Annotated in this window: 27 protein-coding genes, 1 pseudogene and 1 CRISPR repeat array; of the genes and pseudogenes, 13 read left to right on the forward strand and 15 right to left on the reverse strand. The window is 46.1% G+C overall.

The window, feature by feature from the left end; all coding sequences use genetic code 11:
- Positions 1–36: 36 nt before the first annotated feature.
- Positions 37–1200 (reverse strand): ferrochelatase, encoded by a 1164-nt coding sequence (hemH, locus tag QUA70_RS04180; protein WP_333345167.1) that lies wholly within the window; start codon positions 1198–1200, stop codon positions 37–39.
- A 100-nt stretch (positions 1201–1300) separates the two neighbouring features.
- Between hemH and QUA70_RS04185 the strand changes: the two genes are divergently transcribed.
- Positions 1301–1756, forward strand: a complete 456-nt coding sequence (locus QUA70_RS04185; RefSeq protein ID WP_445251606.1) for a class I SAM-dependent methyltransferase — start codon at positions 1301–1303, stop codon at positions 1754–1756.
- Positions 1731–1970 (forward strand): hypothetical protein, encoded by a 240-nt coding sequence (locus tag QUA70_RS28535; protein ID WP_445251607.1) that lies wholly within the window; start codon positions 1731–1733, stop codon positions 1968–1970. The genes QUA70_RS04185 and QUA70_RS28535 overlap by 26 nt, the downstream gene beginning before the upstream one ends.
- A gap of 90 nt (positions 1971–2060) precedes the next feature.
- Here QUA70_RS28535 and QUA70_RS04190 read toward each other — a convergent pair whose 3' ends face one another.
- The 4 genes from QUA70_RS04190 to QUA70_RS04205 form a co-directional block, all read right to left on the reverse strand.
- Entirely contained in the window at positions 2061–2195 is a 135-nt protein-coding gene (locus QUA70_RS04190; protein WP_333332851.1) for a hypothetical protein, read from the reverse strand.
- Positions 2196–2211: 16 nt separating this feature from the next.
- The gene (locus QUA70_RS04195; protein ID WP_333410313.1) at positions 2212–3357 is read right to left on the reverse strand and encodes a hypothetical protein; all 1146 of its coding nucleotides are present in this window, start codon (positions 3355–3357) and stop codon (positions 2212–2214) included.
- A 216-nt stretch (positions 3358–3573) separates the two neighbouring features.
- The gene (locus QUA70_RS04200; protein WP_333345170.1) at positions 3574–4290 is read right to left on the reverse strand and encodes a GDYXXLXY domain-containing protein; all 717 of its coding nucleotides are present in this window, start codon (positions 4288–4290) and stop codon (positions 3574–3576) included.
- A 109-nt stretch (positions 4291–4399) separates the two neighbouring features.
- Positions 4400–5800, reverse strand: a complete 1401-nt coding sequence (locus QUA70_RS04205) for a DUF2157 domain-containing protein (protein WP_333345173.1) — start codon at positions 5798–5800, stop codon at positions 4400–4402.
- Between the two features lie 191 nt (positions 5801–5991).
- Between QUA70_RS04205 and QUA70_RS04210 the strand changes: the two genes are divergently transcribed.
- On the forward strand, positions 5992–6585 hold the full coding sequence (locus tag QUA70_RS04210) for a Uma2 family endonuclease (protein WP_333345175.1): 594 nt from the start codon (positions 5992–5994) through the stop codon (positions 6583–6585).
- 86 nt (positions 6586–6671) lie between these two features.
- A CRISPR array of direct repeats spans positions 6672–7587; the repeat unit is 37 nt; unit sequence GTTTCAATCCCTAATAGGGTTTTAGTTTGATTGCGGC.
- A 249-nt stretch (positions 7588–7836) separates the two neighbouring features.
- Here the strand turns inward: QUA70_RS04210 and QUA70_RS04215 are convergent.
- The 3 genes and pseudogenes from QUA70_RS04215 to QUA70_RS28545 all read right to left on the reverse strand — a co-directional run bounded on the left by QUA70_RS04215 (position 7837) and on the right by QUA70_RS28545 (position 8827).
- Positions 7837–8547: a DUF547 domain-containing protein gene (locus QUA70_RS04215; protein WP_333345177.1), complete on the reverse strand. Its 711-nt coding sequence runs from the start codon at positions 8545–8547 to the stop codon at positions 7837–7839.
- A 97-nt stretch (positions 8548–8644) separates the two neighbouring features.
- Positions 8645–8701 (reverse strand): annotated as a pseudogene (locus tag QUA70_RS28540) (pentapeptide repeat-containing protein); the annotation flags it as partial.
- Positions 8702–8704: 3 nt separating this feature from the next.
- Positions 8705–8827: a pentapeptide repeat-containing protein gene (locus tag QUA70_RS28545; protein WP_445251608.1), complete on the reverse strand. Its 123-nt coding sequence runs from the start codon at positions 8825–8827 to the stop codon at positions 8705–8707.
- A gap of 255 nt (positions 8828–9082) precedes the next feature.
- On the opposite strand from QUA70_RS28545, the gene QUA70_RS04220 reads away from it, so the two are divergent.
- Positions 9083–10561 carry a bifunctional orotidine-5'-phosphate decarboxylase/orotate phosphoribosyltransferase gene (locus QUA70_RS04220; protein WP_333345179.1) on the forward strand — a complete coding sequence of 493 codons (1479 nt, stop codon included), beginning with the start codon at positions 9083–9085 and terminating at the stop codon, positions 10559–10561.
- Between the two features lie 302 nt (positions 10562–10863).
- Here the strand turns inward: QUA70_RS04220 and leuB are convergent, their stop codons facing one another.
- On the reverse strand, positions 10864–11949 hold the full coding sequence (gene leuB, locus QUA70_RS04225; protein WP_333345181.1) for a 3-isopropylmalate dehydrogenase: 1086 nt from the start codon (positions 11947–11949) through the stop codon (positions 10864–10866).
- A 119-nt stretch (positions 11950–12068) separates the two neighbouring features.
- On the opposite strand from leuB, the gene QUA70_RS04230 reads away from it, so the two are divergent.
- The 3 genes from QUA70_RS04230 (at position 12069) to QUA70_RS04240 (ending at position 15094) form a co-directional block, all read left to right on the forward strand.
- A complete protein-coding gene (locus tag QUA70_RS04230) occupies positions 12069–12911 on the forward strand; it encodes a Uma2 family endonuclease (RefSeq protein WP_333345183.1) in 843 nt (280 codons plus the stop codon).
- A gap of 126 nt (positions 12912–13037) precedes the next feature.
- A complete protein-coding gene (locus tag QUA70_RS04235) occupies positions 13038–14243 on the forward strand; it encodes a DUF4336 domain-containing protein (protein WP_333345185.1) in 1206 nt (401 codons plus the stop codon).
- A gap of 197 nt (positions 14244–14440) precedes the next feature.
- On the forward strand, positions 14441–15094 hold the full coding sequence (locus QUA70_RS04240; protein ID WP_333345187.1) for a hypothetical protein: 654 nt from the start codon (positions 14441–14443) through the stop codon (positions 15092–15094).
- Positions 15095–15143: 49 nt separating this feature from the next.
- Here QUA70_RS04240 and QUA70_RS28550 read toward each other — a convergent pair whose 3' ends face one another.
- Both QUA70_RS28550 and QUA70_RS04245 read right to left on the reverse strand, forming a co-directional pair.
- Positions 15144–15398 (reverse strand): transposase, encoded by a 255-nt coding sequence (locus QUA70_RS28550; protein ID WP_445251609.1) that lies wholly within the window; start codon positions 15396–15398, stop codon positions 15144–15146.
- A gap of 204 nt (positions 15399–15602) precedes the next feature.
- Positions 15603–17396, reverse strand: a complete 1794-nt coding sequence (locus QUA70_RS04245; protein WP_333345189.1) for a metallophosphoesterase family protein — start codon at positions 17394–17396, stop codon at positions 15603–15605.
- Between the two features lie 312 nt (positions 17397–17708).
- Between QUA70_RS04245 and QUA70_RS04250 the strand changes: the two genes are divergently transcribed.
- Positions 17709–18686, forward strand: coding sequence for an acetamidase/formamidase family protein (locus QUA70_RS04250; RefSeq protein ID WP_333345191.1), 978 nt, complete (start codon positions 17709–17711; stop codon positions 18684–18686).
- 158 nt (positions 18687–18844) lie between these two features.
- Positions 18845–19129, forward strand: coding sequence for a hypothetical protein (locus QUA70_RS04255; RefSeq protein ID WP_333345193.1), 285 nt, complete (start codon positions 18845–18847; stop codon positions 19127–19129).
- A 244-nt stretch (positions 19130–19373) separates the two neighbouring features.
- Here QUA70_RS04255 and galT read toward each other — a convergent pair whose 3' ends face one another.
- The gene (gene galT, locus QUA70_RS04260; RefSeq protein WP_333345195.1) at positions 19374–20396 is read right to left on the reverse strand and encodes a galactose-1-phosphate uridylyltransferase; all 1023 of its coding nucleotides are present in this window, start codon (positions 20394–20396) and stop codon (positions 19374–19376) included.
- Positions 20397–20499: 103 nt separating this feature from the next.
- On the opposite strand from galT, the gene QUA70_RS04265 reads away from it, so the two are divergent.
- The 3 genes from QUA70_RS04265 to QUA70_RS04275 are packed head-to-tail and all read left to right on the forward strand — an operon-like array spanning position 20500 to position 21686.
- Positions 20500–20814: a colicin D domain-containing protein gene (locus QUA70_RS04265; RefSeq protein ID WP_333345197.1), complete on the forward strand. Its 315-nt coding sequence runs from the start codon at positions 20500–20502 to the stop codon at positions 20812–20814.
- A 2-nt stretch (positions 20815–20816) separates the two neighbouring features.
- Entirely contained in the window at positions 20817–21107 is a 291-nt protein-coding gene (locus QUA70_RS04270; protein ID WP_333345199.1) for a colicin immunity domain-containing protein, read from the forward strand.
- 54 nt (positions 21108–21161) lie between these two features.
- Positions 21162–21686, forward strand: a complete 525-nt coding sequence (locus QUA70_RS04275; protein ID WP_333345201.1) for a hypothetical protein — start codon at positions 21162–21164, stop codon at positions 21684–21686.
- Positions 21687–21696: 10 nt separating this feature from the next.
- Here the strand turns inward: QUA70_RS04275 and QUA70_RS04280 are convergent, their stop codons facing one another.
- Positions 21697–22356, reverse strand: a complete 660-nt coding sequence (locus QUA70_RS04280) for a restriction endonuclease subunit R (RefSeq protein ID WP_333345237.1) — start codon at positions 22354–22356, stop codon at positions 21697–21699.
- A gap of 292 nt (positions 22357–22648) precedes the next feature.
- On the opposite strand from QUA70_RS04280, the gene acs reads away from it, so the two are divergent.
- A complete protein-coding gene (gene acs / locus QUA70_RS04285) occupies positions 22649–24619 on the forward strand; it encodes an acetate--CoA ligase (protein WP_333345203.1) in 1971 nt (656 codons plus the stop codon).
- A 94-nt stretch (positions 24620–24713) separates the two neighbouring features.
- Here acs and QUA70_RS04290 read toward each other — a convergent pair whose 3' ends face one another.
- Both QUA70_RS04290 and QUA70_RS04295 read right to left on the reverse strand, forming a co-directional pair.
- Complete coding sequence (locus tag QUA70_RS04290; RefSeq protein ID WP_333303486.1) at positions 24714–25001, reverse strand: hypothetical protein; 288 nt, start codon at positions 24999–25001, stop codon at positions 24714–24716.
- 21 nt (positions 25002–25022) lie between these two features.
- Positions 25023–26003: a reverse transcriptase domain-containing protein gene (locus QUA70_RS04295; protein WP_333345205.1), complete on the reverse strand. Its 981-nt coding sequence runs from the start codon at positions 26001–26003 to the stop codon at positions 25023–25025.
- Between the last annotated feature and the right edge of the window lie 24 nt (positions 26004–26027).

The following is a 26027-nucleotide window of genomic DNA, read 5'->3' on the forward strand; positions in this document are numbered from 1 at the left end:
CAGTCAACGGTCAATTGTCAACTGTCAACTGTCAATTTAAAGCAATCCGATCGAGTGTAGCGGGCCCTGACCCGTAATTAACTCCAGCAATAATGCCACAAAACCAATCATCGCCACACGACCGTTCCAAACTTCCGCCCCCGTGGTCAAACCCCACTCCCACTGCTCTTGAGGGTACATTTTCACTGTCTTGGAAGGGCGTATAACATCCGAGAATTTAACGCTGGGAGATTCGATCGACTCGATGACTAAATCGGCCAAAGCTTCAATAAACACCGGATGAGTATTCAGGGCGGGCACTCGGTAGAAATTTTTAATCCCCGATTCTTCGGCTAATTCTCGATACTCCATGTCAATTTCTTGCAGAGTCTCGATGTGTTCGGAAACAAAACTAATCGGAACTACCAACAAATCTTGGACTCCATTTTCTGCCAATTCGGTAATCGCGTCTTCGGTGTAAGGCTTGAGCCATTCCACCGGGCCAACCCGACTTTGATAAGCTAGAGTGTGTTCGTTCGATCGATCCAAATGTTCCATAATCAGACGAGTGCAATCTTCAATCTCGCGCTGATAGGGGTCTGCAGCCTCTTCTACGTAGCTCAGGGGGACGCCGTGGGCGCTGAAAAAGATGTGAACTCGATCGGGATGAGGATTGTGGTCTAGTTCTTGGGCTATCAATTCCGACATTGCCTGAATGTAGCCTGGCCGCTTATACCAAGAAGGAATCGCGGTATATTCGATATCTTTGAGGGCTGGATCTTTGCCCCACATTTCTTCTAGCTGCCGGAAGCTAGAACCGCTGGTGCTGATAGAAAATTGAGGATACAGCGGCAAGATTGTCAAATGTTCGATGCGATCGCGCTTAATTTTGGCGATCGCCTCTTCGGTAAAAGGATGCCAGTAGCGCATCCCCACGTATACTCGAGCATCTTGTCCCTTGGACTGCAAGACGGATTGCAGCGAAGCGGCTTGTTCCTCGGTAATCCGCCGCAAAGGAGAGCCGCCCCCGATTTGGCGGTAGTTTTCCTGGGATTTCTGAAAACGCAGGGTCGAAATCAACCAGGCGAGCGGTTTTTGCATCCACGGAAACGGAATGCGAATGATTTCCGGGTCAGCAAACAAGTTGAACAGGAAAGGACGGACATCCTCGATTTGATCTGGCCCGCCCAAGTTTAATAGCAATACTCCCACACGACCCATAGCGGTTACAGCTCTCCCAATATCTCAGTTCTGTTACTTATCTTTATCATATAACTTAATAATATCTTAAGTCGATAGCAAGGTATACATAATTTTGACTATGGCAACTATTTTTAGAGATTTAAGTTATCGGTATCAGTGGCTCTACGATACGATCGCGCGTCTTGCTGCTTTGAGCGTAGGTGGCGATGCTCGTTTGGGTCAACAAGCCTGGGAAAATTTGACCCTCAGCGCCGAAACTAAAGTTTTAGACCGTTGCTGCGGTAGCGGTCAAACTAAGCAATTTCTGGTGCAATATTTCCAGGATGTCACAGGACTTGACGCTTCGCCATTATCTCTGCAACGGGCAAGGAAAAATGTACCATCAGCCAATTATTATTTAGAAGCTTTTGCTGAGTCGATGCCTTTTCCCGACTGTCAGTTTCACAGGAGTACACAGCAGCGTTGCGATGCACGAAATGCAACGGGCGCAATTGCGACAAATCTTTTAAGAAGTGTACCGCGCGATCGAGCCAGGTGGTCTATTCATTTTGGTAGATTTTCACTCGCCTACTAATCCGGTATTTTTGCCAGGGTGGGCTGTATTTTTGTGGTTGTTTGAGACTGAAACTGACTTGGGGAGTTTGTTGGCAGAGGTGGGATTGCGATCGTACAATTCCGAAGGAACTCAACAACCAAAAGTTTATGCTGGCGGCAGCATTCAAGTAATCCAAGTTCAAAACATATCAAATCCGGTAGCATCGTCGGGCGTCAAGTCCAGTCAACCGTAAACAATCACCGAAGGTACAACCGGAATAGATATAATTTATCTGCGTTAATCGGTGTTTATCTGCCTGTATCTGCGGTTAAAAAAAGAAAAATTAACCGCAGAAGACAATGGATTGACGCTGATTCACGCAGAGGTCGAGAATAGATATCTGAATAATGCCGATGCTAACAGATTTGATATCATGGTTTTCCCTATCAATCAAAAAATGTGCAATAACTCTACTCATGACTAATGACTAATGACTAAACAAACTTTTTCGCTTCTGCCAAAGCCGCCTCAAACTTGAGCAATACATCTTTTTCTGTGTGAAGAGCTTTCTCTTGTTCCAGCAGCGGGCGACCAAAGCGAAAAATACCGTCCTGTTCTACGTGGTCTACATAAGGCAGCGTTTCTGGATGCGGCAAAAATTTTCTGCCGATTGGGTACGGCGTGTGGAAAGAAAAACTAAAATCGGGAAACTTGTCGCTTTTGATTTCGAGATAGTAAAGCGAGTAATAATCTTTGATGTCGGAGTACACGCATTCGCGGCACTTATTTACCAATTTGCGGTTCTGATAGAAAAAATCCCACTTATCCCAATAGTAGCCATCTTTCATCATTTCCTGGTGGTCGTCGCACAGTTCCAGATATAATTTGTCAGCATCCGCCGGACGGTAGAAGTAAAGCATGGCGTAAGGCATTTCAATCAGTAACTTGACTGCTTGATTTTTTCGCTGGTACCATTCCTGCTGGTGAGTTTCGTAGACTTCCTTATATTTATTAATTGCTTTAAAGCTGTTGAGCTGATTTTCTTTTGCCCACCGCGACGCCCAAACTGTCCAGTAAGCTAGCTGGAAGGTTGCTGAAATTTCCGCCGAACCTTGTTCTTTCCAGTCGGCAATTATTTTTTCCCACTCTGAACTAAAAGCTACTCGGGATTGTTCGTTTTCTACGGGGTTTTCTGTATTGATTGGGGTGGGTATTGGGCGATGATTTTTAATCAGCCCTTTGGGTTCTTTGCGCCAATTATTAATATCGGTTGGCGTTAGACTTAAGATCAATCTTCTGTCGTGAACGGGATATTCTAAATGGATTCCTGATTTGCGGAAAGAGCGGTATTCTAAAATAGGGAGTTTGTCTTGTTCAATCCACTGCTGGCGTTCTGCTGGCGAACACTTGAGTATTGTTTCTACTTCTACCGGATCGACGGCTAATTCACTTTTGAATGTCTCCCAAAATCTTTCTTGTTCGGCTGGATTTGCTTCCAGCAGGGATACAATTCGGTTGACGAGGTGATCGGTTTGGTCTTGGCAATTTTCGGGAAGTCCTAAGAAGTCGAGGAGTTTGGTCTTGAGTATTCGTCTGGCAGAGATTAGCTCGGCTAACATGAGAAGCTCCAGTAGAGTCATGACTTGCGCCCTTGAACTGGCAAGATTTGCACAAGTCTTATATATCTTAATAGATTCTCCTGGGTTGTCGGCAATTGAAAGGTCTGCGCGAGTGAAGCTATCCCGATCGCGCCTGCGGACCGGTTGCGGTAGGGAATCGCGGAACCTCGGCCCCATCCCTAAGCCAAAATACTCAAAACAAGGGCAAAAGACCGATCGACCTTTTGGCTAAATTGGCTAAAATCGATAATTGCGATCGCGCACCCACAAACTCACAGGCACAGCATGGCCTGTTTTGTCAACCTTTACTTCTACCAAAAAAGATTGTCGCTGCTTCCTTTGAGCTTCGCTAATCTCCTGATTGACTTTTTCCCTTTCATCCTCTGGCATATAATAAGTTTCTAAGCCGTATTCCATCTGCCAACCGTTATATTTGCCCTTAATAGCGATTTGATTCGCGGGCAAATTGGCGGGATTTTCCGGGCTGACGCGGACGGGTTTCCAAGCTTGGGGGCGACCGGGATTAGTCGCGGCTTTTGGCGCTTCTAAGATTACATAAAAACTGGTTTGTGGCTTGACACTGTGCGTATTTTGTGGACAAACAACTCTTGGCGGACAATATATTTTTTCTCCAGGTAAATCTTTCCAGCCGGGGAGTTTTTGGAGATTTGTGATAGCGGAAATATCATAGCTCAAAACTTGGTAATAGCCGCGCAAAAAGTCGTAAGGGTCTACTGGTGCTGTTTGCAGGACAACTGTTTTGCCAGTAATAAAAGTGTAAACTGCGGTGGCGGGTACGGCGGCAATTAGTCCGATTTGCAGCAGCAAAGGAACCCACAACCGCCACCCGGGAAGGCGTTTCGCAGCGGGGGGAAGGGTGAATGATGGGGGAGTAGCGCTGGTATCTGCTATTTCGGAACTTTGATCTGTTAAAGCTGGATTTTCGGTGTTCATATTGGGAATTGGGAATTGGTTCGCAGAATAATATCGTTGACCTTTGAATCGGCCTAATCATCTTCCGAGTGCAGTGCAAGCGGGACGATCGCACTATAGTAGAATGCTCCTATTCATCGGGGATTTTTGCGAAGTGGCGCTCGAACCACAAACCCGCAGCTATTACGCCAATTCCGCACAAAACAAATACAAAAGATTTGAGCAACAATCCTGTATTATATTCAAACACTCGGCTGATAATTTGCAGGGTGATTAATACCATGCCTCCCCAAAAAGTCTGGCGGTTTCCTACAGTTAAACCTTCTCGGATTAAGCCGACAGCGAGCAAAAATGATAAAACATTGAACAGAAAAGTTGCCAATTGAGGAAGGGGAGTAAAATTGAGGTGAATAAGCGGTATTAAGGCGCTGGCGAGAATTAAAATGCCGATCGCACTTGTAGTCAAATCCACTGCTTTTTGTCTTGGTCGCCGCAGTTCCAAACGTCCCAAGCGCAGCCACTCAAACACCGTGAAACCGCCCAAAACAGCCACATTTGCCAGCAAAACCCAATCCGACTCCGTTGGCGCAGGATTCGGCGAATCTTGCCACAACCAGTGGAAAGAAAGAAAATAAAACAAACTGGCGAGAAACAGCAGTGCTAAACTGCGGGCGGTAGGTTGAAACAGCTTGCTGCGTACCTTCGGCCAGATTGCATCGTCGTATCCCCACAGCAAAGCGGGCGGTAGGGCGCAAAAAATTGCTGTACCCCAGGTTAGATTTAAGCCTTGGACGATAGAAACTTGTAGGGAAAAAATTATCACGATCGCACCTATGGCAAAAATAGCACGCGATCGACACCAATAAGCCAGTGGCACAAACATTATACTGGCTGCGATCGGCATTTGCCGCACCAAAACTTCCAGCCAAGAAAACTCGACTTTGGAAGACCAATCTAACACGGCAAGCCAATAGCCCAAACCGATTAAAAGTGCGGACAAAACGCCCAAGGAAGTCAACCGCAAACTGTAAGCCATTCCGAGCACGCCGATTCCCCAAGCAAGGAAAAGTCCGTAGGAAGAACCGCCAATATGGAACATTTGCGCCATCAATGCCATATTTGCTCCTAAAATCAGAGCTCCTAACAGCAACAATCCTTCACCTAGGAGTTTGTTTCGCCCTTTTGTTGCGGGCATATTGGGATTGGAGTTTTGGCTTCGGGATGGGGGAATTCGCCACAGATAGAAACCTGCTGCATTGACTGCTACGAAAAGACTTAGCAGCAGTGCAACTCTCACTTCGCGCGACCAAACTTGCCAGTTTGCCGCTACAAAGGTGATGACTCCTATACCGAGGAGAATGCCGCCGAGACTGATGAGAATGCTGAGGAAACGGTTGCGGGAGGCGGTTTCGAGTGTGTTGAATTGGTAGCGTTCGGAAAGTTGTTGGTAGAATGAAGTGTCGATGAGTCCTTCTGCTTGCCAGAGTTTGGCTTGAGCTCGCAACTCGCGCCGAAATTTATCTGAAATCATTTTTAATATTCCAGAGGATTTGAACTGTGATAGTTTTTAATATGTCACTTGTGGGTCGATTGTCGATGGAGGCTGGGACACCTGCTGAACTTGCACAGCAGATTTGATTGATATCCTTCGGCTGTTGAAACCGTTTCTACAGAAACAAACTCCCAGCAGAAAGGAACGAATAAATCAAGGAATGTAATTTTATGGTACAAGCTCAATCTAAAAAATTAACTTTTGACGAGTACCTTAATTACTCAAATGATACGGGTCAACGCTATGAGTTAATTGATGGGGAGTTAATAGCTTTGCCACCAGAATCTGAACCTAATAATTTCATTGCTAACTATCTATTTTTCTATCTTGCTAGCAGCGGGCTAGTGCCACTCAGGCTGATTAAAACGCATAATTGCGAGGTTCAAGTTGCCGTTTTGCGATCGGGAGATGCGGCCAACCGCTACCCCGATTTGATAATTCTGGAACCTGAACACATTCCGCTGACAGCAACCAGGCTAACTATCACTTTCGATATGCTGCCTCCTCGGTTTGTAGTGGAGGTAGTCAGTCGGGGTAGAGTGGGCAGCGATCGGGATTACGATCGCAAACGAGCTCAGTACGCAGCGCGGGGCATCGCAGAGTATTGGGTTATCGATCCAATAGAAGAAGTGGTGACGGTTTTGCGGCTTGAGGACGGGCAATATGTTGAGGTTGGGGTGTTTCGGGATGGAGAGGCGATCGTATCTCCGATGTTTCCACAGCTAAGTTTGACGGTTCAACAGATTTTGAGTGGAGAGGTTTAAGGGCGGATCAATAGCTAATTGGTTAGCATTCTTGTAACCACCTACCGATTAGTGAAAATCTCCACTCTCAACCTGATTAAGGCTATGTTTCCATCCCTACTAGGGTTTTAGTTTGATTGCGGCGGCGCTCGATTTGCGTCGAGATGCAATTTGGAGTAACCCGTTTCAATCCCTAATAGGGTTTTAGTTTGATTGCGGCACAAGCCTTGTAATGCAACAATGCCGGCAGCCATGTTTCAATCCCTAATAGGGTTTTAGTTTGATTGCGGCGACCGTTCGCGCAAGATACACTTATTCTCCCACGTTTCAATCCCTAATAGGGTTTTAGTTTGATTGCGGCGCGCAAGCGCACCCCTCGCAGGCTCGGGGCACATCGTTTCAATCCCTAATAGGGTTTTAGTTTGATTGCGGCATCGCATAAATTAGGAGCGGCGCATTTTTCCGGCAGTTTCAATCCCTAATAGGGTTTTAGTTTGATTGCGGCGAACGAAGCCCCACGACAACAACCGCCCGCAACCGTTTCAATCCCTAATAGGGTTTTAGTTTGATTGCGGCAAAATCTCAAAGGCTTGTGTCCGTTTCATGAAGAAAAGTTTCAATCCCTAATAGGGTTTTAGTTTGATTGCGGCGCCACTAAAAACCTACCCGCTTCCAATCCGGTAGTTTCAATCCCTAATAGGGTTTTAGTTTGATTGCGGCTGGAATTTTGCCCACCAATTTTGGAAATCTTTCCGGTCTTCGTTTCAATCCCTAATAGGGTTTTAGTTTGATTGCGGCCTCACGGATGCAACTGGCACGAAAAGATGGCGCTAGCGTTTCAATCCCTAATAGGGTTTTAGTTTGATTGCGGCGCGGCAGCCTCAGCCGAAGATTGCCACGCACGGAACTGTTTCAATCCCTAATAGGGTTTTAGTTTGATTGCGGCATGAATATAACACTAAAACTCCCCAACCCGCAACAGCACGGTTTCAATCCCTAATAGGGTTTTAGTTTGATTGCGGCTGCCATATCTGAAAGCCTTACTCTATTTAGTTTTCAAGGTACATTTCCGTAAACTGATATAAAAAGTAGCATTTGAGCGATCGACCTGTCAAGAGGCAAAATTTTCAAATGCCCTCAAAACCCATCACAGCCAGCATTACAGCGTTTCCGGGAACATTTTTTTTCCCCAAAGTAGCTCAAATCCTTACAGAACAAGCGATACAACCGAAAAAACCACCCCCAAAAAAAACCTACCAATTCCCGGAAATTTCAACCCTCAACCCGATTCAAATTCCAGTCGTAAGGCAAAAAAACGATCGCCCATCCATCACCCACAGCCGCCTCCGGCCCCAAATAACCGCCCACATACTCAGCCACCGAACCCGCCGCCTTTACAAAATCCTCGCCGTACCACTTAAAAATCTTGCTCAAATAAAGCGTCTTTTTCTGGGCATCATATCGCACCTTATCAGGATTGTGAATAAAACGGCTGGCATCCGCTTCTAGTTGAGTCCGTACCGACTCGGGGAAATAAGCCCCCCGGCGCAGCAGCGGGCACCCGACTGAAGCGCAAACTAATGCAAAATGGATGCGCGGTTCGGCAAATTCCGGCCGCAAAATTGCGTGTTCGATTTGATTGAGACTGTGCTTTTTGCCGCCAATAATCGAATTTGAACGAGTGAAAAAATCCAAAAAACTCAGCCAGTTGGGAATTCCCAAAATTTTGGGACGGATGGACGCGATCGGATATACTTCCAGAACATGAGAAATTGCGATCGCATTATACGCATTCAGCCACAACGCCAGCCGCGCATCCGCATCAGTACCATCCGCCAAATCCACATCCGCCAAACTTTCCAGCCACCCCCTCAAAACATCCGCCCCCTCAGCTTTCCAGCCCCGATAATTGACCCGGCCGAAATCGTCAACGTAGCGTTGCAGCAACTCGTCCCAAATCGTAAAGTCGATCGTACCGATCATTTATTACTATCCATAATATAAGGCGGGCATTGCTTTAGCTTCTGCTTCTATTTAATACTACCGTCAACCCAAATAACACCTGCAACGGTAGCATTTTTTAGATTGGCCCCCTCAAACGAGCTCTGGTTAAATTAGCATCGCTAAAATTAGCGCCTTGTCAATTAGCTTGCGGCAAAGAAGCCCCGCTCAAATTTGCCCCGGATAAATTAGCTTCCCTAAAATTTGCTCCTCTCAAATCTGCATTTGCTAAACTCCCCTGCGCTAGAGGAATGCCGATCAAATCGCCGCCCGGACACTGGTTACTTTACCGCAACTAATTGATTTGCTGCGGGTTAGGTGAAATCACTGGTGTAGCCAACCCAAAAATCATTCCCCATGAAACTGCTCCCAAAGTTACAGATTTCCGCCTCTTTACCTTCTACAATCTTAAAAGATTCTTAATTTCAATTTCAACGGGGATCGGTTTATTCCGGCACAACACCCCTCCCACTTTGATCTGCAATTTTTTAATTTCCCCTTACCTCTATAACACACTATGACGGATCGAACCAACTTTTTCGATAAACTGTTAGCGGCTGTTGAAAGCAATCAAAGTTTGCTTTATTTAGCCCTCGACCCCGACCCGGAAACCTTGCCCGCGCTGGTTTCCATGACTGGGGAGGAAACTCAAACTTTTGTAACTGATTTGTTGTCAAAGCTAAAAAGTGCGATCGACCAAACAGCCGATTTAATCTGTGCCTGCAAAATCACCCTCGGTTTTTACCAATCTCTCGGTATTCCCGGTTGGGCATTGCTGCAAGAAATTTTAACAATTATTCCCCCTCACCTGCCAGTAATTTTAGATGCCAAACACTGCGATTTAAATACCAGCACAGTGTTTGCCAAAATTGTATTTCAAGACTGGCGAGTTGACGCTATTACTTTAAGTCCCTATCCCGGATTCGACCAAGTAGCGCCTTTTTTGTTATACGCTGGAAAAACTGTTTTTGTCCTCTGTGCCACCGCCAACCCGTCAGCGGCGGATTTGCAAGAATACCCGACGCCAAACAACCCTTTTTACTTGCAATTAGTCCGACTCTCTCAAACTTGGGGAACTCCCGAAAAACTCGGTTTAGAAGTAGGAGTAATGCCGGATATGTTAGCCCGCATCCGCAGAGAGGCTCCTGAACGCCTAATTTTAGTAGAAGGAGACATCCCCGTAGAAAATGACCTCACAGAAGAAAACGACCTCGCACAACTGCTGGCGGCTGGTTTAAGCAAGAATGGTGAAGATTTATTGCTGCCAGTCCCCCCGAGTTTATTAGCGGGAAAAGAGCCGCGCCGAGAAATTGAGAAATTGCGGGATAGTATTAATAAACAGAGGCTGCGGGCGATCGAAGGTAGTCCCACTTGCGAACTGTGGCTGCCGGATGTTTGCTTTTTGCAACCGGAACCTCACCGCGATTTAATCTTGCAACTTTATGACATCGGCTGCGTAGTTTTTGGCGACCACGTACAAGCATCGGGAGCCGTATTTCCCTATTACATCGACTTGCGGAAAATTATCTCAATTCCGCAGATTTTCCATCAAATTGTCAGCGCTTATGCAGACATTCTCAAGGATTTAAAATTCGATCGCATTGCCGGAATTCCCTACGGTTCTTTACCCACAGCAACGGGTTTAGCATTGCGGATGGAACGCCCGATGATTTTCCCGCGCAAGGAGGTGAAAACTTACGGGGCGGGCAAATTGATTGAGGGGCATTTTCAGGCAGGAGAAACGATTGTCGTAGTCGATGATATTTTAATTAGTGGCAAAAGCGTGATGGAAGGCGCGGCTAAGTTAAAATCGGCCGGGTTGAATGTGGAAGATATCGTGGTATTAATCGACCACGAACAGGGAGTCAAAGATAAGATGCAGGCCAACGGTTATCGCGCACATTCTGTGCTAGCGCTTTCGGAAATAGCTGAAGTTTTGTATCGAGCAAATCGCATTGATACCGAGCAATTCAATCTTTTGACTGCGGAACATTAAACCCCAATTCCTGTAGGGGCTGTTTTCTCGTTCCCAGGCAGAGCCTGGGAACGAGTAAGAACTATGGGTGTCAACTTAAGACTAAAACCCTGTATCTCTCTCGTTTGTATCGAAGTCTCGATCCCCCTAAATCCCCCTTAAAAAGGGGAGTAGGGGTTGACTTTGAGTGCTTCCAGTTCCCCCCTTGTTAAGGGGGGTTAGGGGGGATCGAGAGGATTGTGACTCAGACCGAAAACTGATACTACGTTTAACTTTAAGTTGACACTAATGGAGTAAGAATTCGCCCCTACAAGGTAAATAAATCAACCTTGCAGAACTTCAATTAAAGCATCGCCTATCGCCCGACAGCCGACGAGTTTCATGCCTTCCGACATGATATCACCAGTGCGATAACCTCGATCCAAAACTTCGACGACTGCTTGCTCGATTTTATTAGCAGCTTCCGGCTGATTTAAGGCGTAACGTAGCATCATTGCTGCGCTTAAAACTTGGGCGAGGGGATTGGCTTTATCTTGTCCGGCGATGTCTGGTGCGGAACCGTGCACGGGTTCAAAAACCCCCGGCCCGCTTGCTCCCAAACTAGCAGAAGGCAGCATCCCAATACTACCAGTTAGCATTGCCGCCGCATCGGAAAGAATGTCGCCGAATAAATTGCCGGTGACAATCGTATCGAACTGTTTCGGCCAGCGAATTAACTGCATGGCGGCGGCGTCAACGTAGAGGTGAGAAACTTCAACATCAGGGTATTCTGAAGAAAGGGCAATAATACGATCGCGCCACAGTTGCGAAACATCCAAAACATTCGCTTTATCAACGGAACACAGCCTTTTGCCCCGCTTCCTGGCTGTCTCAAAAGCGACACGCCCGATTCTATCAATTTCTGACTCGGTGTAAGCCATCGTATTGACACCGCGTTTTTCGCCTGTTTCCGTCTCAAAAATACCTTTCGGTTTGCCGAAATAAATGCCGCCGGTGAGTTCGCGGATGACCATAATATCCACGCCTTCGACAACTTCCCGTTTCAAACTAGAAGCATCAACCAATTGCGGTAAAATAGTCGCAGGACGCAAATTTGCAAACAATCCCAATCCGGCGCGCAGTCCTAATAATCCAGTTTCCGGCCGCTGTTCGCGGGGCAAATTATCCCACTTGTAACCGCCAATAGCTGCTAACAATACTGCATCGCAGTTGCGGCATTTTTCCAGTGTTTCTTCGGGTAGCGGATTGCCTGTTGCATCAATAGCAGCGCCACCCATTAAAGCTTCTTGAAATTCAAAGCCGATGTCCAATTGTTGACCGACAAGTTTCAGGACATCTACCGCCACAGCGATAATTTCAGGGCCGATGCCGTCTCCTGGTAAAAGAGTGATGCGGTAGTTTTGAGTCATATCGATTTTGGAGTTTTGATTTGAGATTTGAGATTGAGAGTTAATGGGAATTCTTTGGAAATGCAAGACATTCTCACAAGGTTATAATCATATCAGGATAAGCAACCTCAAAATTCATTATGACATTCCCGACTTACCCGCCTGCTCAAGCTGAACCGCCTTTAGACCCCCGGCAGAGTTTGCCAACAATGTATGATTTACCCAGCGAAGACCCAAAGGAGCCCGGTTTGCCAGATACATTTCATTTAGATCAGCCGCAACTCTTGGAATTCACGTTTTTGCCGCCGGGATGGGATGCGGAACAAGTCTTTACAGCCAGTGACCTAAATTTGTATTACGATGCAACACAACCGCGCTGGCATAAACGCCCGGATTGGTTTGCTGCGGTGGGTGTGCCAAGGCTTTATCAAGGGCGCGATATGCGTTTGAGTTATGTAGTTTGGCAAGAACGGGTAAATCCGTTTGTGGTGGTGGAATTGCTATCGCCGGGCACTGAAGATGAAGATTTAGGGCGGACTGTTCAGCAAGCTGGGGAACCGCCGACTAAGTGGCAAGTTTATGAACAAATTTTGCGGATTCCTTACTATTTTATTTTCAGTCGCTACACGGATGAATTGCGAGCTTTTCATCTTGTAGGAGGCCACTATGAACCTGCAGAATTAATTGATGGGCGGTTATTTATTCCTGAGTTGCAGTTGAGTTTAGGTTGGTGGCAAGGCACTTATAAGAGTATGAATCGGTTGTGGGTGCGGTGGTTTACGGCCCAAGGAGGGTTGATTTTGAGTCCGGGTGAAAGAGCAACGGCGGCGGAACGGCAACTGATAGAAGCTCAACAGCAAGTTCTAGAATCTCAACAGCAACTCACAGAATCTCAACAGCAACTCACAGAATCTCAACAGCGAGAGGAAAGACTAGCGGCGCGGTTGCGGGAGTTAGGCATCGATCCTGAACAGTTGGTTTAATAGTTCTCGCACCCAGGCCTGGTGAAACCCGGTTTCAACTCCTCGAATCCGCGCAACAGGAGTGAAATAAGATAAAAACAGTTCGATCGCACGCACGTACCAAAAACATCGGCAAGGAGTCGCGCAGTGGCAGAGGGCGAAGGCATACCAACATCAGCACAGATTGATTCTCGGGACTATTCTTGGGCCTTTTGGCCAGTCGTCCCCCTCTATCCCTACAGCAAGCGGCGCACCATCCGCAAGGAAATAGTCAAGGACACAATCTGGACTTTTGACCAACTACAAGGCATTTTCTACGTTGTCGTCCCGATTCGGATGACAGTAATTAAACTAGAACCCGAAGGCCTTCTCGTCTACGCCCCCGTTGCACCGACTCCTGAGTGCATCCGCTTGGTAAAAGAGTTAGTAGCAGAGCACGGCGAGGTGAAGTACATCCTGCTGACAACGGTTTCGGGCATCGAGCACAAGGTTTTTGTCGGCCCCTTTGCGAGGAGTTTTCCCGAAGCGCAGGTATTTGTCGCCCCGCAGCAGTGGAGTTTCCCGGTGAATTTGCCGCTGAGTTGGCTGGGTTTGCCGGCGAAACGCACCTCTGTACTGCCGTTTGACAGCAGCAACACGCCGTTAGCCGATCAATTTGACTGGGCAATTCTCGGCCCGCTAGACCTCGGTTTGGGCAGATTTGCAGAAGTTGCGTTATTTCACAGACGATCGCGCACGCTGATGTTAACAGATTCCATAGTTTCCATTCCCGAAAATCCGCCCGCGATCGTCCAACTCGACTCGTACCCGCTGCTATTTCACGCCAAAGACAGCGCCTTGGAGACGGTGGCAGACACCCACGAAAATCGGCGCAAAGGGTGGCAGAGAATCGCCTTATTTGCCATGTATTTTACGCCTAGCGTGCTGGAAGTGCCGCCGTGGTCGGAGGTGTTCGCCAACGCACTAGAAGCGCCAGAACGCTCTAGGAAAGCTTATTTCGGGTTGTATCCGTTCAAGTGGAAAACACATTGGGAGCGATCGTTTGAGGCTTTGCGGGGAGGAGGGCGGTTGTTTGTGGCGCCGATTTTGCAGACTTTGATTCTCAACCGCGCGCCGAGGGAAACTCTCGATTGGGTGGATAAAGTGGCGAGTTGGGACTTTGAAAAAATTGTACCTTGTCACTTCGATGGTGCGATCGACTCCCGGCCGCGTGAATTTCGCCAAGCATTCTCATTTCTGGAAAAACACTCGCCTGTTAATTCCTTACCCGAAGATGATTTTAAATTGCTCAGGCAGATTGATGCGGGTTTGAATAAAACTGGTTTGGTTCCACCTGCGAAAGACAAGGTTTAATCTTACATCTTGCACCATTGTTAAGAACAGGCAAGATTCCTGTTCCACCCAACTCAATTTTATTGTGGAAGGGGAATCTTGCCCGTTCCTAAACAGGTAATTAAGAAGGGTGCAACATCTCAATTTAATCTTATACCAAGTTGCGTTCAGACGTACAATCATGAGTGATACCAAGTTGGGGTATAAACCGTAATTCCATGAATAAGAAAAACTTTTTGCTGGTACTCTGTCTGTTGCTACCAAGCCTAGTCATAGGCTGCAAGCAGCCAGAAACCTCTCAACAACAGGCATCAAGTCCGTTTGTCACCACACAAACCACCACCATCCCAGGTTGGAAAAAATTTGAGGGACGGGGTGCACAATTACAGTTACCGGAGAGTTATAGCGGCGGAGATCTCAGCCAAAATCTGGACGTGGTGGTTCAAAAGCTGGAATCTTTGGGGCCCTTCTATCAGCAGATAGCTCAGTCTCTCAAACAGAATCCATCCGCATTCGTCATTTGGGCTTTTGACTCGAAGGTTGGTAAACCCGGTTTTCTGAGTAATGTCGCTATTGCTATAGAGTCAGTTGGATCTACAGTGACAATAGATACATACTTGGATATGATTACCAAACAATTACCCAGCGAATTTCGTGTCGTGGAGCAGAAGAAGGTGTCGCTTGACCGCTATCAGGCAGGTCAGATCGTGACAGAATCAACAATTTCGGGTGTAACTGCCAAACAGATAATGTACACGATTAAGCAAGGGAGCAATATGTGGATTGTTGCATTCTCTACCAGTGCTGAGGAATTTGAACAGCGCAGGCCCACGTTTGAACAAAGTATTAACACGTTTTCAGTGAGCGATTAGCTTGACTTTTTTTCCAGCGAACATTGTATGCCTGTTGTATAAGCTGATACTAAGTTGCGTTCAAAGAGCTTATTCTAAAATGTGGGAAATAAGTCATTGATCGCAAGCGTTCCGGATTAGATGCGAGATTGACAAGTCCATGACAAAGTTCATCGACTACCTTAGACATTGACTTGAATATTCGATTATTAAAATAGTTTTCTCGTAAATCTTCCCACAGATGTTCAACTGGCATTAATTCGGGGCTATAAGACGGTTGAGTCAACAGCCGAATATTTTCGGAAATTTCCAAATTATTTGACATTTATCACCCTCAACTAGATTCTACATCAGAATGCAACTGGGTATTACATCTTGCACCATTCTCAAGAACAGGCAAGATGCCTGTTCCACACAACTCAATGCTATTGTGGAAGGGGCATCTTGCCCGTTTTTAAACAGCTAATTGAGAATAGTGCAACATCTCAGTTCAATCAGATATCTGTAGGGGCACGGCAATGCCGTGCCCTTACCTTTCGCACTTAAACTCATCAAACTTCACCACTTGCGACTCCGGTTTCCGCGTATCAAAATAGTAGCTGCTAACCGTACCCTCCCCCGTATCAAAAATAGTAAAAGCCGTAATATCGTTGCTATCAATATACGGCAGCGGCCGCCCGTCTTCTCCCAACAAAGGCGCAACAGTCGGCACCACAGGTTCCAATCCGTTCGGGTCTCCAATAGCGCTGTAATCTTCCCGATATGCCGGCGGCACAAATCGGCGCTTTTCCCCCGCAAAAGCACCGTAACTGTTGCCAACATTAGAACTCTCCAAAAAGTGCATTCCGCTGGAACTTACAAACCGATTCCACAAGTGCGAATGTCCGTAAAATACCAACTGCACCCCCGCTGTTTCTAGTAGCGGCACTACATCCCGAATCAGATAATCTTGCTGTTTCGGATACTCGTAACGCACCATTTTAATCTCGCCATTCTCCGCGCGATCGACTATTTGCACTGGGTCAGTATAAGCAGGTACAATATTGTCACCCAGAGAATGCGGCGGGTGGTGAAACATCACAATTTTATATTTTGCCTGCTGGAATTCCGCACTCTTTAACTCTTGTTGCAGCCAATTATATTGAGCGCTCCCCTTGACAATCGGCTCAAAAATATGCTGTCCGTATCCCCATTTTTCGGGATTATTAAAATCTTCGTCCCGTTCGCGATACCTGCCTCTCGCACCCGGATCTAAATTCGGAGTTCGCCAGATATTCGTAACATACAAAGTCACTAACCGCACGTCCCCAAAAGTCACAGCATAGTATTTTTTGCCTCCTGGTAAATTGAAAATTTCGTCATAGGTATCGCTATTAAAAGTATTGTTTTTTAGCCAGAGTTCGCGCACTGAAGAGTCATTCTTGGGATTCAAAGAGGTAGCACGTTGAGCGTATATTTTCTCGGCAACGGCGCGGGGAAAAGGATCATTAAATTGGTCATCAAGTTTGCTGTTGGTTGCAAAGCGACCCATGATTTCGTGATTGCCAATGGCGGGAAATAAAGGCGCGTGTTGGATCAGTTCGCCGCCGTTGTAAACGGTTTTGATGCCGTTTTTGTCCAGTTCGGAAAATGCGCGACCTTGCAGAGCGGGAAAGAAGGCGCGGCCTCGGTCGTCGTCAAACCATTCGGAAGCGCGATCGGGTATATTAATTAAATCCCCAGCCATCAAAACCGCGTCAACTCTCCCCATTGTTTCGGCTACTTTCTGGAGATTTGCTGCTGTCATAGGCATCAATTGATGGTCGGAAGTGAGGAGAATTTTAATCCCAATTCCTGCTGCTGGTGTGGGAGAAAGAGTGAAAACTTTGCTACTGACAGATGCGCCGTCTTTCCTTTCGCTAGTGACTCGATAAGGAATGCGAACACCGGGCATTAAATTGGAGACTTCTGCTTGATGCCGCCAGATGTCGCGGACTATGGAATTGCTGTCAACTATGCTTTGTTTGATTTCATCGGAGATGCGCGAGTCTTTGTCTTCGCGAGTGCGGCTTAGCTTAGTAGTATTTGCCGTCACAACTTGATTCAAATTTTCGCCGTAAGCAACAGTGTTGCGAGTACCAGCAAACTCTGTGAACCAGACAACTCGCACCGAGTTTGCTGTTGGGACTTGCAAAAACGGATCGGTTAAAAGCTGAGGTTCGTTGAGGTTAGATGGCATCATAAAACCTAGCAAGAGGACAATCAAAATCAAAACAGCAAAAAACCAGGGATTGCGAGAATAACCTTGAGAAATTTCAACTTTATTAGGCAAAGGCGTTAACATAATTCATTAGTCATTAGTTTGTAAGGGCGGGTTTCACCAGCCAAACAGAACTCGCCACCCCAATACATATAAACCCGCGACACCCACTTTAAATTTTAAACTACCAACGTTATCAAAAAGTTAAGAAATTAGTAAAATATCTCACCTCTAACAAACCTCAATGATTTTTTGACCTCTTTTCATCTCTCCATTCTGTTTCTCTGCGCCCTCTGCGCCCTCTGCGGTTCATAAAAAAAATCTTTGGCAAAAATGATTTAGACTTGCGATATAGCAATCTTAACACTCTTAAACCATCTTCAATCTCAAATAGATATGACTCGCCACCTTCTCAAGGCTAACTGCAAAACCGTACACTTGGGCGGTTTTTCTCCGAAGATCGAACCTGCTTTAACTGTCGATTCGGGCGATCGCATCGATATCGAAACCTATTCAGGATATTATGTTGCTGACAAAGCGCCGCCCGAATTTCTCACCCCCGAATTTTTAGATATTTGTCAGAATTTGCCTCCCAACCGCAAAGTTGGCCCAGGGCCCCACTTGCTGACAGGCCCGATTTATGTTAACAATGCCGAACCAGGAGACGTTTTAGAAATTCACATTGAGGATGTTTACCCAAGTTTACCAGTAGGATTTAATGCAATTCGCGCCGGATGGGGAGTTTTGCCTGAGTATTTTCCCGAACCTAAATTGCGGTTTATTCCGCTAGATTTAGAGCAAAAAATTGCAGAATTTCCTGCAGGTAGCGGCATTCGGATTCCCCTGCATCCTTTTTTTGGAATTATCGGCGTGGCCAATGCACAAATCAACCGTTCTTCTATTCCTCCAGAGCGCTACGGCGGCAATATGGACAATCAGGAACTCCAACCAGGAACGCGGTTATTTTTACCTGTTTTTCTGCGCGGCGGTTTACTGTCCGTCGGCGACGGACATTCGGCACAAGGAGACGGTGAAGTTGACGGTACTGCGATTGAAACTTCGATGAACGGGACTATTCAAATCATCTTACGCAAGGATTTTTTTCTGATATTTCCGTTTGCGGAAACGCCTACTCATATTGTGATTATGGGATTCGGGCGGACGTTAGATGAAGCCTTTGAAATGGCAGTAAAACAGACGGTTTATTGGCTGCAAAAGTTTGCAGGTTTCAAAGAAGAAGATGCTTATGTTTTCTCTTCCCTTGCGGTAAATTTTCGGATTACGCAGGCTGTCAACAATCCCCAAAAAGGAGTTCACGGGATGCTGCCCAAGTGTATTTTGCCGGAGGTGAAAATTATTGACCACCGAGTTTGAGGTAGTATGATAACACACCCTCTCGAAAAAAATCACGATCGCGATCGCACAAACTATACAAATTTGTCACTGCGGGGGGTCGATCGCGATCGCTATCCTGTTGAAAATTAAGCTTAAGATGGGATATAGTTACAAAATCTACCTACATCGACCTCAACATGAAAAACCACACTGACGATGTTGCCAAAAAAAATTTAGTCGATCGAGCTTTTGGAAGTGCAGCAATACCCGATCCGACAGCGTGGGTGCAAGAACATTATTTTTTGGCTAATTTCGCCGATACTCTCGCCCACCTCCAAGAAAATTTGTCTGATGACAGTTGCGAAATCAGCGAATCTGGCGAATCTGGCGAGGGGATATTATCGATCGATGCCAAAATTAGAGATATTTTGAGAGGTACTTTTAGCGACGACTGCTGGCAGTATGTCGAAAGTTTATTTTGAGGTTGGTAAAATCCCTAAGTATTTGTACGTTCATAACTTTAAATCGTAAATTTAACCAGTTTCAAAGCAGAATGCAACCGTAAGTCCCTCATCCAAACTCTTAGAGAGTCCATCATTCCCAAGTCTTCAATTTTTTCATCTCAAATATCAAAGGGTATCAGTTTCTTCCCCCAACACTGACTCGCAACTCAGAAGGCCTGGGTGCATTTCCACCACAATTGAACATATTGTGAGCTAGGATACTCTAGATCAACCCCAAATTACTGTCGCTAGGATTTTCGATCGATCGCAAAAACGCTGCACTTTCTTCGGGCAAAGCAGTATTGATAAACATCCCGCTGCCTAACTCAAACCCAGCTTGCTTGGTGACTCTGGGAATAATTGCGATATACCAGTGAAAGTATTTTGTTCCCCCTTCGGCGATCGGCGCCGATCGAATATTATAGTTGTAATCGGGATTGTTCAATCCGTAATAAAGCTTAGCCAGTACAGTTTTCAGAGTATCAGCAAGATCCGTAATTTCCCCCTCAGTAATTTCATCAAATGAAGAGGAATGTCGGCGCGGAAAAACCCAAGTGTGAAACGGTGAAAGTGCAGCGTAAGGGATAAAAGCCACAAAATGTTCACTCTCATAAATCACTCTTTCTCTCGCCGCTAATTCATCTTCCAAAGTCCGGCAAAACAGACATTCTCCCGTGTCATCAAAATATCTAATAGCTTCGTCGATGCGGCTGCGAAATTGGCTGGGTACAACGGGCGTCGCTGCTATCTGCGAGTGGGGGTGTTCGAGAGAAGTTCCGGCACTTTCCCCGTGATTTTTGAAGATAATAATTGTTTCAATGTGGGGATTTTTTCTAATTTCTACATAGCGCTGGCGGTATACTAAAAGTATGTTTGCAACTTCTTCAACGCTCAACAAAGCTGTCGTCAAATCGTGTCGCGGGTGTTCGACAATTACTTCGTGAACGCCGATTCCCGCCATCGTGCGGTGAATTCCCGATGATATCCTCATCCATTCTGCTGTCGGGGAGAGGGCGGGATATTTGTTGTAAATTGCCCTGACTTTCCACCCGGTGCGATCGCCCAAACGGCAAGTTTCTAAGGTTCCGTCTTCCTCATTTCCCACGCAAAACGGGCAATCGGCCCGGTGCGGTGGCACTACTACCGCCAACTTTTTTTTGTTAGAGAATTGATCTGGTCTTGTCGCACGTTCGGTGGCGATGATTACCCAATCTCTGGTAATTAGATTTTGTCTAAGTTCAGACATTTTCTTACCTTTAGTTTTAGGGTTGAGCCGTTTCTTATAGTAAGATAAGAATTTACCTGATGTCACGGTAAACTGTAAATTTTTAACAAATCTTGACTTAAATATGTCTATAAATCTGCCTATATGCGATCGGCAAATTCAAAAGAAATTCAAACACGCTGCTGATTTTGGTGTTTCAGGCAATTATAATTTGCAGACAGCAGCAGCATTTGCAGCAGCTATTCAAACTCATGTCCAGAAACAGGGAGTGCAAGAGATTGCCGGTACTTATCGCAGGCAACCAGTCAAGCACTACTTTGACCCTGCGACTAATTTAAATGTTATAGTGGACGCAGGAGACAATTTTATTAGTGGCTGGAAGCTGACTTCTGCCCAAATTGCTGAATTAAGTGCGAGTGGAGATATTGGAGGTGGATAAGCATGGAGAACTATATCAAGTTATTACAAAATTTTGCAGGAAGTAAAATCAGCGCTGATGAGTTTGAACAGCGGTTTCTACAACTGTTTAAGAGTGACAATAATCTCCAGCCGGGAAGAGAATTTCAGATTTTAGACAAGTTGTTTGCCGATGTTGATGCTTATTGCAGCAACCCGGATTTGATTGAAGATCCTCGATTTGATATTGGTGAGGTTCAATTGCAAGTATCGGCCCAGGAGACGCTGGATAAGTTGCTACAGTTAACCAATGTCTCAAAAAGTACAGTGGGGTGATTTCGTTGCGATATTGAGGTTACGTATTTAGATCCACTTAAGGAGCTATCGTTGATGGAACCCTATAATTGGATTGATATTTCGATTCTGCAAGGAGCCAATTTTCCTCCGGTCAATCGCTGGACAATTTTTGATTCTCCAGAGGCGTTTTTAGAGAGACCACAGGCACGCAGAGATCAAATTTTATTTCTAGACAGGGCATCAACTCAAGCTGTTTACGATGCTTTTAACTGTTACGATATCCTTTGCGGCGATGATGGTTGGGGCAATACGCCGTTCAGCGCCGGATGCTTCAAGTCGGTAGAGAAGTACAGTATTCAAAAAGAGTCTGATTTAAAGAATTGGTTGCATCAGCGCGGTATTCCATTTCTAGCTAAGGTTCTTTTACTTCCGGTTTTTAGTGCCGATGGCGATCCTGCTGTGCTGACGATGTGGGAAATACTTGTGGAATTTGCGGCTGAAATATTTGCTGGCGAAAACCTTGTGGTAATTGGCGAGAATGCTGATTGGTGTCTGTACTACCATGATGATGGTGCAATCACCTTTGCACGCGAACCGAATACTGAGAATGCCGTATAACAAGTCTATATTAAGCCAACTGCAACTGCACATTCTGCAATTTGCAAATAGCTTTCAAGACTTGCGCCAACAAGAGCGATCGCTCTGGGTCAGTCAAACTCAAGTCTGGTAAAATCTGATAAGTGCAAGGATTGCCCCGCGTCAGATACACAAACTGATAGTTACGTCCATTCGTCGTCAATCCCCAAACAGACGATTGCTGCTGCAAACTTTTATAAGCATAAGTCAGCAATTGCGGCAAACCGGCCCAAGGATCGATCGCACTATTTTTCGCCTCCACTACCAAAATCCAAAACTGTGCAGCCGCGAGCTCTGCATCCGGCTGATTTACCGCTAAAATATCCAAGCGCCCTTTAATTAAAGTATCCCCATCCTCAACCTCGATCGGGATGCTATCTTCCATTGTCAGCACGATCGGAATATCAAAAAATCCTGCTAATCTCATTAACGGTGAAAGCACTAAAAATTTAACCAGTTCTTCTGAAACTTTTCCTGCGGATAAGTAGCGTCGAAAGTCAGTTCTAATTTTTAATATTTCCTGCTGTTCTAATTCTGACAGCGGTTCCAAAGAGAAAAAATCGGTGAAGGCGTCTCCTTCTCCCTCTTCCAGTTTGAGAAGGCGGCGAACGTCATTTAGCGAGAGTTGGCTTGCTTCTAAATTTTGGGTCATGGCTTTCATTCAATTAAAATTCACTAACTACCTAATTATAGCTGATATAATTTACAAAAAAGTACAAATTAAAAAAATGTATTAGACTAATTACTAACAATAATCAACCATTAAAAATAGGCTAAAAAATCCTCTTCATCTGCGTTAATCGGCATTCATCGACGAGCAAAAAAAGAACAACCTCTCAACCTATTACAAAATTTCCCAAAGTCTTAAGGAAAATAAACATACTTCGGCCCCAACTTATGCAAACAATAGTTACAAAGACTAACCGAAATTAAAGTTAAAAGCAATGTCACAAGATACGATCGAATCAATTCTTCAGGAAAAACGCCTATTTCAGCCGCCCGCTGAATTCTCCCAAAAAGCTCACATCAAAAGCCTAGAAGAGTACCAAGCCCTCTACGATAAAGCCAAAGCTGACCCCCAAGCATTCTGGGCAGAACTCGCGGCCCAAGAATTGCACTGGTTCCAAAACTGGGATACCGTGCTCGACTGGCAGCCGCCTTTTGCTAAATGGTTTGTCAACGGCAAAATAAACATTTCTTACAATTGTCTCGATCGCCACTTAACCACTTGGCGCAAAAATAAAGCCGCCCTGATTTGGGAAGGCGAACCCGGAGACTCCCGCACCCTCACCTACGCGCAACTCCACCGCGAAGTCTGCCAAATGGCGAACGTCATCAAACAATTGGGAGTCCAAAAAGGCGATCGCGTCGGCATTTATATGCCCATGATTCCCGAAGCTGCGATCGCCATGCTAGCCTGCGCCAGAATCGGTGCAGTACACAGCGTTGTTTTTGGCGGTTTTAGTGCAGAAGCTTTGCGCGATCGCCTCAACGACGGCCAAGCAAAACTCGTCATCACCGCTGACGGAGGCTTCCGCAAAGATGCAGCAGTCGGCCTCAAAACACAAGTAGACAAAGCATTAGCAAATGATGCCGTACCCAGCGTTACCAACGTTCTGGTAGTTCAGCGCACCAAACAGCAAATTGACATGGAACCAGGGCGTGATCGCTGGTGGCATGAATTGCAAAAAGGTGCATCCGCTGACTGTCCGGCCGAACCGATGGATAGCGAAGATTTGCTGTTCATTCTTTACACTTCTGGAAGTACCGGAAAACCCAAAGGAGTCGTCCATACAACCGGTGGTTATAACCTTTATACCCACATGACAACCAAGTGGATATTCGACCTTCAAGATACCGATGTCTACTGGTGTACTGCTGATGTAGGCTGGATTACCGGACACAGTTACATAGTCTACGGGCCACTGTCCAACGGTGCGACAACTTTAATGTATGAAGGTGCTCCTCGCCCTTCTAATCCCGGCTGTTTTTGGGATGTAATTGAAAGATACGGCGTCACAGTTTTCTACACTGCACCCACCGCAATTCGCACCTTTATGAAAATGGGTGAACAATTGCCAAATGCCAGAAATTTGTCCTCTTTGCGATTGTTAGGAACCGTCGGCGAACCGATAAATCCCGAAGCTTGGATGTGGTATCAGCGCGTAATTGGCAACTCGAATTGTCCGATCGTCGATACTTGGTGGCAAACAGAAACCGGGGGAATTATGATTACCGCTTTGCCCGGTGCAATTCCTACAAAACCCGGTTCTGCAACCCTACCGTTCCCCGGAATTGTAGCCGATGTTGTTGACCAAGATGGCGAACCAGTCACTAACGAAAGCGGCGGTTATTTAGTGGTGAAGCATCCTTGGCCGGGAATGATGCGTACACTTTACAACGATCCCGATCGCTTCCGCCGCACTTATTGGGAATATTTGCACCCGAAAGATGGCGAATTCGTGTACTTTGCTGGAGACGGCGCGCACCAGGACAAAGACGGTTATTTCTGGGTAATGGGCCGCGTTGACGATGTAATAAATGTGGCCGGACACCGACTCGGCACAATGGAAGTCGAGTCAGCTTTGGTATCGCATCCAGCGGTGGCGGAAGCTGCGGTTGTTGGCAAACCGGATGAGATTAAAGGTGAGGAAATTGTGGCTTTCGTGACGCTGGACAACTCGCAGCAACCTAGCGATGAATTGGCTAAGGAGTTGAAGCAGCACGTTGTTAAGGAAATTGGGGCGATCGCCCGTCCCGGCGAAATTCGATTTACCGATGCTTTGCCGAAAACGCGAAGCGGCAAAATCATGCGCCGGTTGCTGCGTTCTTTAGCTGCGGGAGAAGAGGTTTCTGGGGATACTTCCACTTTGGAAGACCGGACGGTTTTGGATAAGTTGCGGGGAGGTTCGTAGGGGTATTTTGCAACCGCAGATGTAGGCAGATAAACACAGATGAACGCAGATAAGATTACATCTGCATTCATCTGCGGTTTAATTGTTAATTTGCTTATTTGCCGCGCCACAGATGAACGGCATCGGCGTTAATTTCAGACCTTACCTGTAGCCAATCCTCCAGCAAGTAGTCATCATCAACTGCTTGCTTGTGCTGTTCGTCTTTGAGAATTGCCAAGACGTGAACTCCAGACGGATAGTTGACATGACGAATTTCTGGGTCATATCCCAAGTCTTGAATTTTTGCCAGAACGCGATCGACAGCACCGGCAACAGTCAGATCGACGGCCAGAATAATTTGACCGAATTTAGCACCTGGTTTTACACATTCCAGAACAGCCATTGTTTGAGTCGATGGGAGGTATTATCCTCCGCACCTCTCAGTTAGATCCGGACGTGCTGGTTTCCCCGCATCCGGCTCCCGATGTTCTTGGCTTGCGCCTTTGCTCATGTGTAGATAATCGTGGCAACTTTCGTGAACCGCTAGAAGGTTGTTTATTTTCCAATTACTGTGGCAACCATCTACGTGATGCAGATGTACCTTTTCATCGCCTAGCATTTTTAGACCACATTTCCCACATTTATGGTTTTGCCGTTTTAAAGCTCTAGAGGTTTCGCCGTTGTAAAGCTTGCTATTACGCTCGCTCCAGTAGGCTATATCTCCGTCGTAAGGTGATTTTTCCCCTTTGATTTTGACGAATTTATTTTCGGAGTAAGGAACCGTCGGGAATGCTTTATCCAGCAGTTTTTTGCTGGTGTCGCGAGATTGTTTCGATTCCTTATTGAATACCTTGAAGGCTCTTTTTTGGATAAACCACAGTGATAACCGTGACCCTTCCAACTTACAGTAGCGATGGTAATTTCTCCAGCCTCTAACTACAGGGGCTAATTTCTCAGCTTTGACTGTAGCACCATAATTCGGTTTGTTAACTATGTGTTTTACCTTCTGACGGAACACTTTAAAATTGTCCGCTGATGGGACGCATCTAAATTTCCCGTTGTTTTGCACTTTGAAATGCCAACCGAGGAAGTCAAACCCATCTGTCGCAGCCGTTAGCTTGGTTTTCTTTTCACTAACCTTCATACCTCGTTCTGCCAGAAATTCGCTGACTTTATCAAGTATTGCCAGTGCGTCATCTTTGGGCTTCAGAATTATTACCATGTCGTCCGCGTAACGGACTGATTGATGTATTCCTTCGATCCCATTGAGAGCGATATTGGCTAGTAATGGACTTACCACGCCCCCTTGCGGGGTTCCTTGTTCTGGAAATTCTGGATTGACTCCTGATTTTAGACAGCGGAATATTCCGGTCTTGATGCCCCTTGGGGCGATGAGTCGTTCCATTATGCTCGCGCGTGCTTATCTTGT

It is taken from the genome of Microcoleus sp. LAD1_D5 (assembly GCF_036702115.1).
Taxonomy (GTDB): Bacteria; Cyanobacteriota; Cyanobacteriia; order Cyanobacteriales; family Microcoleaceae; genus Microcoleus.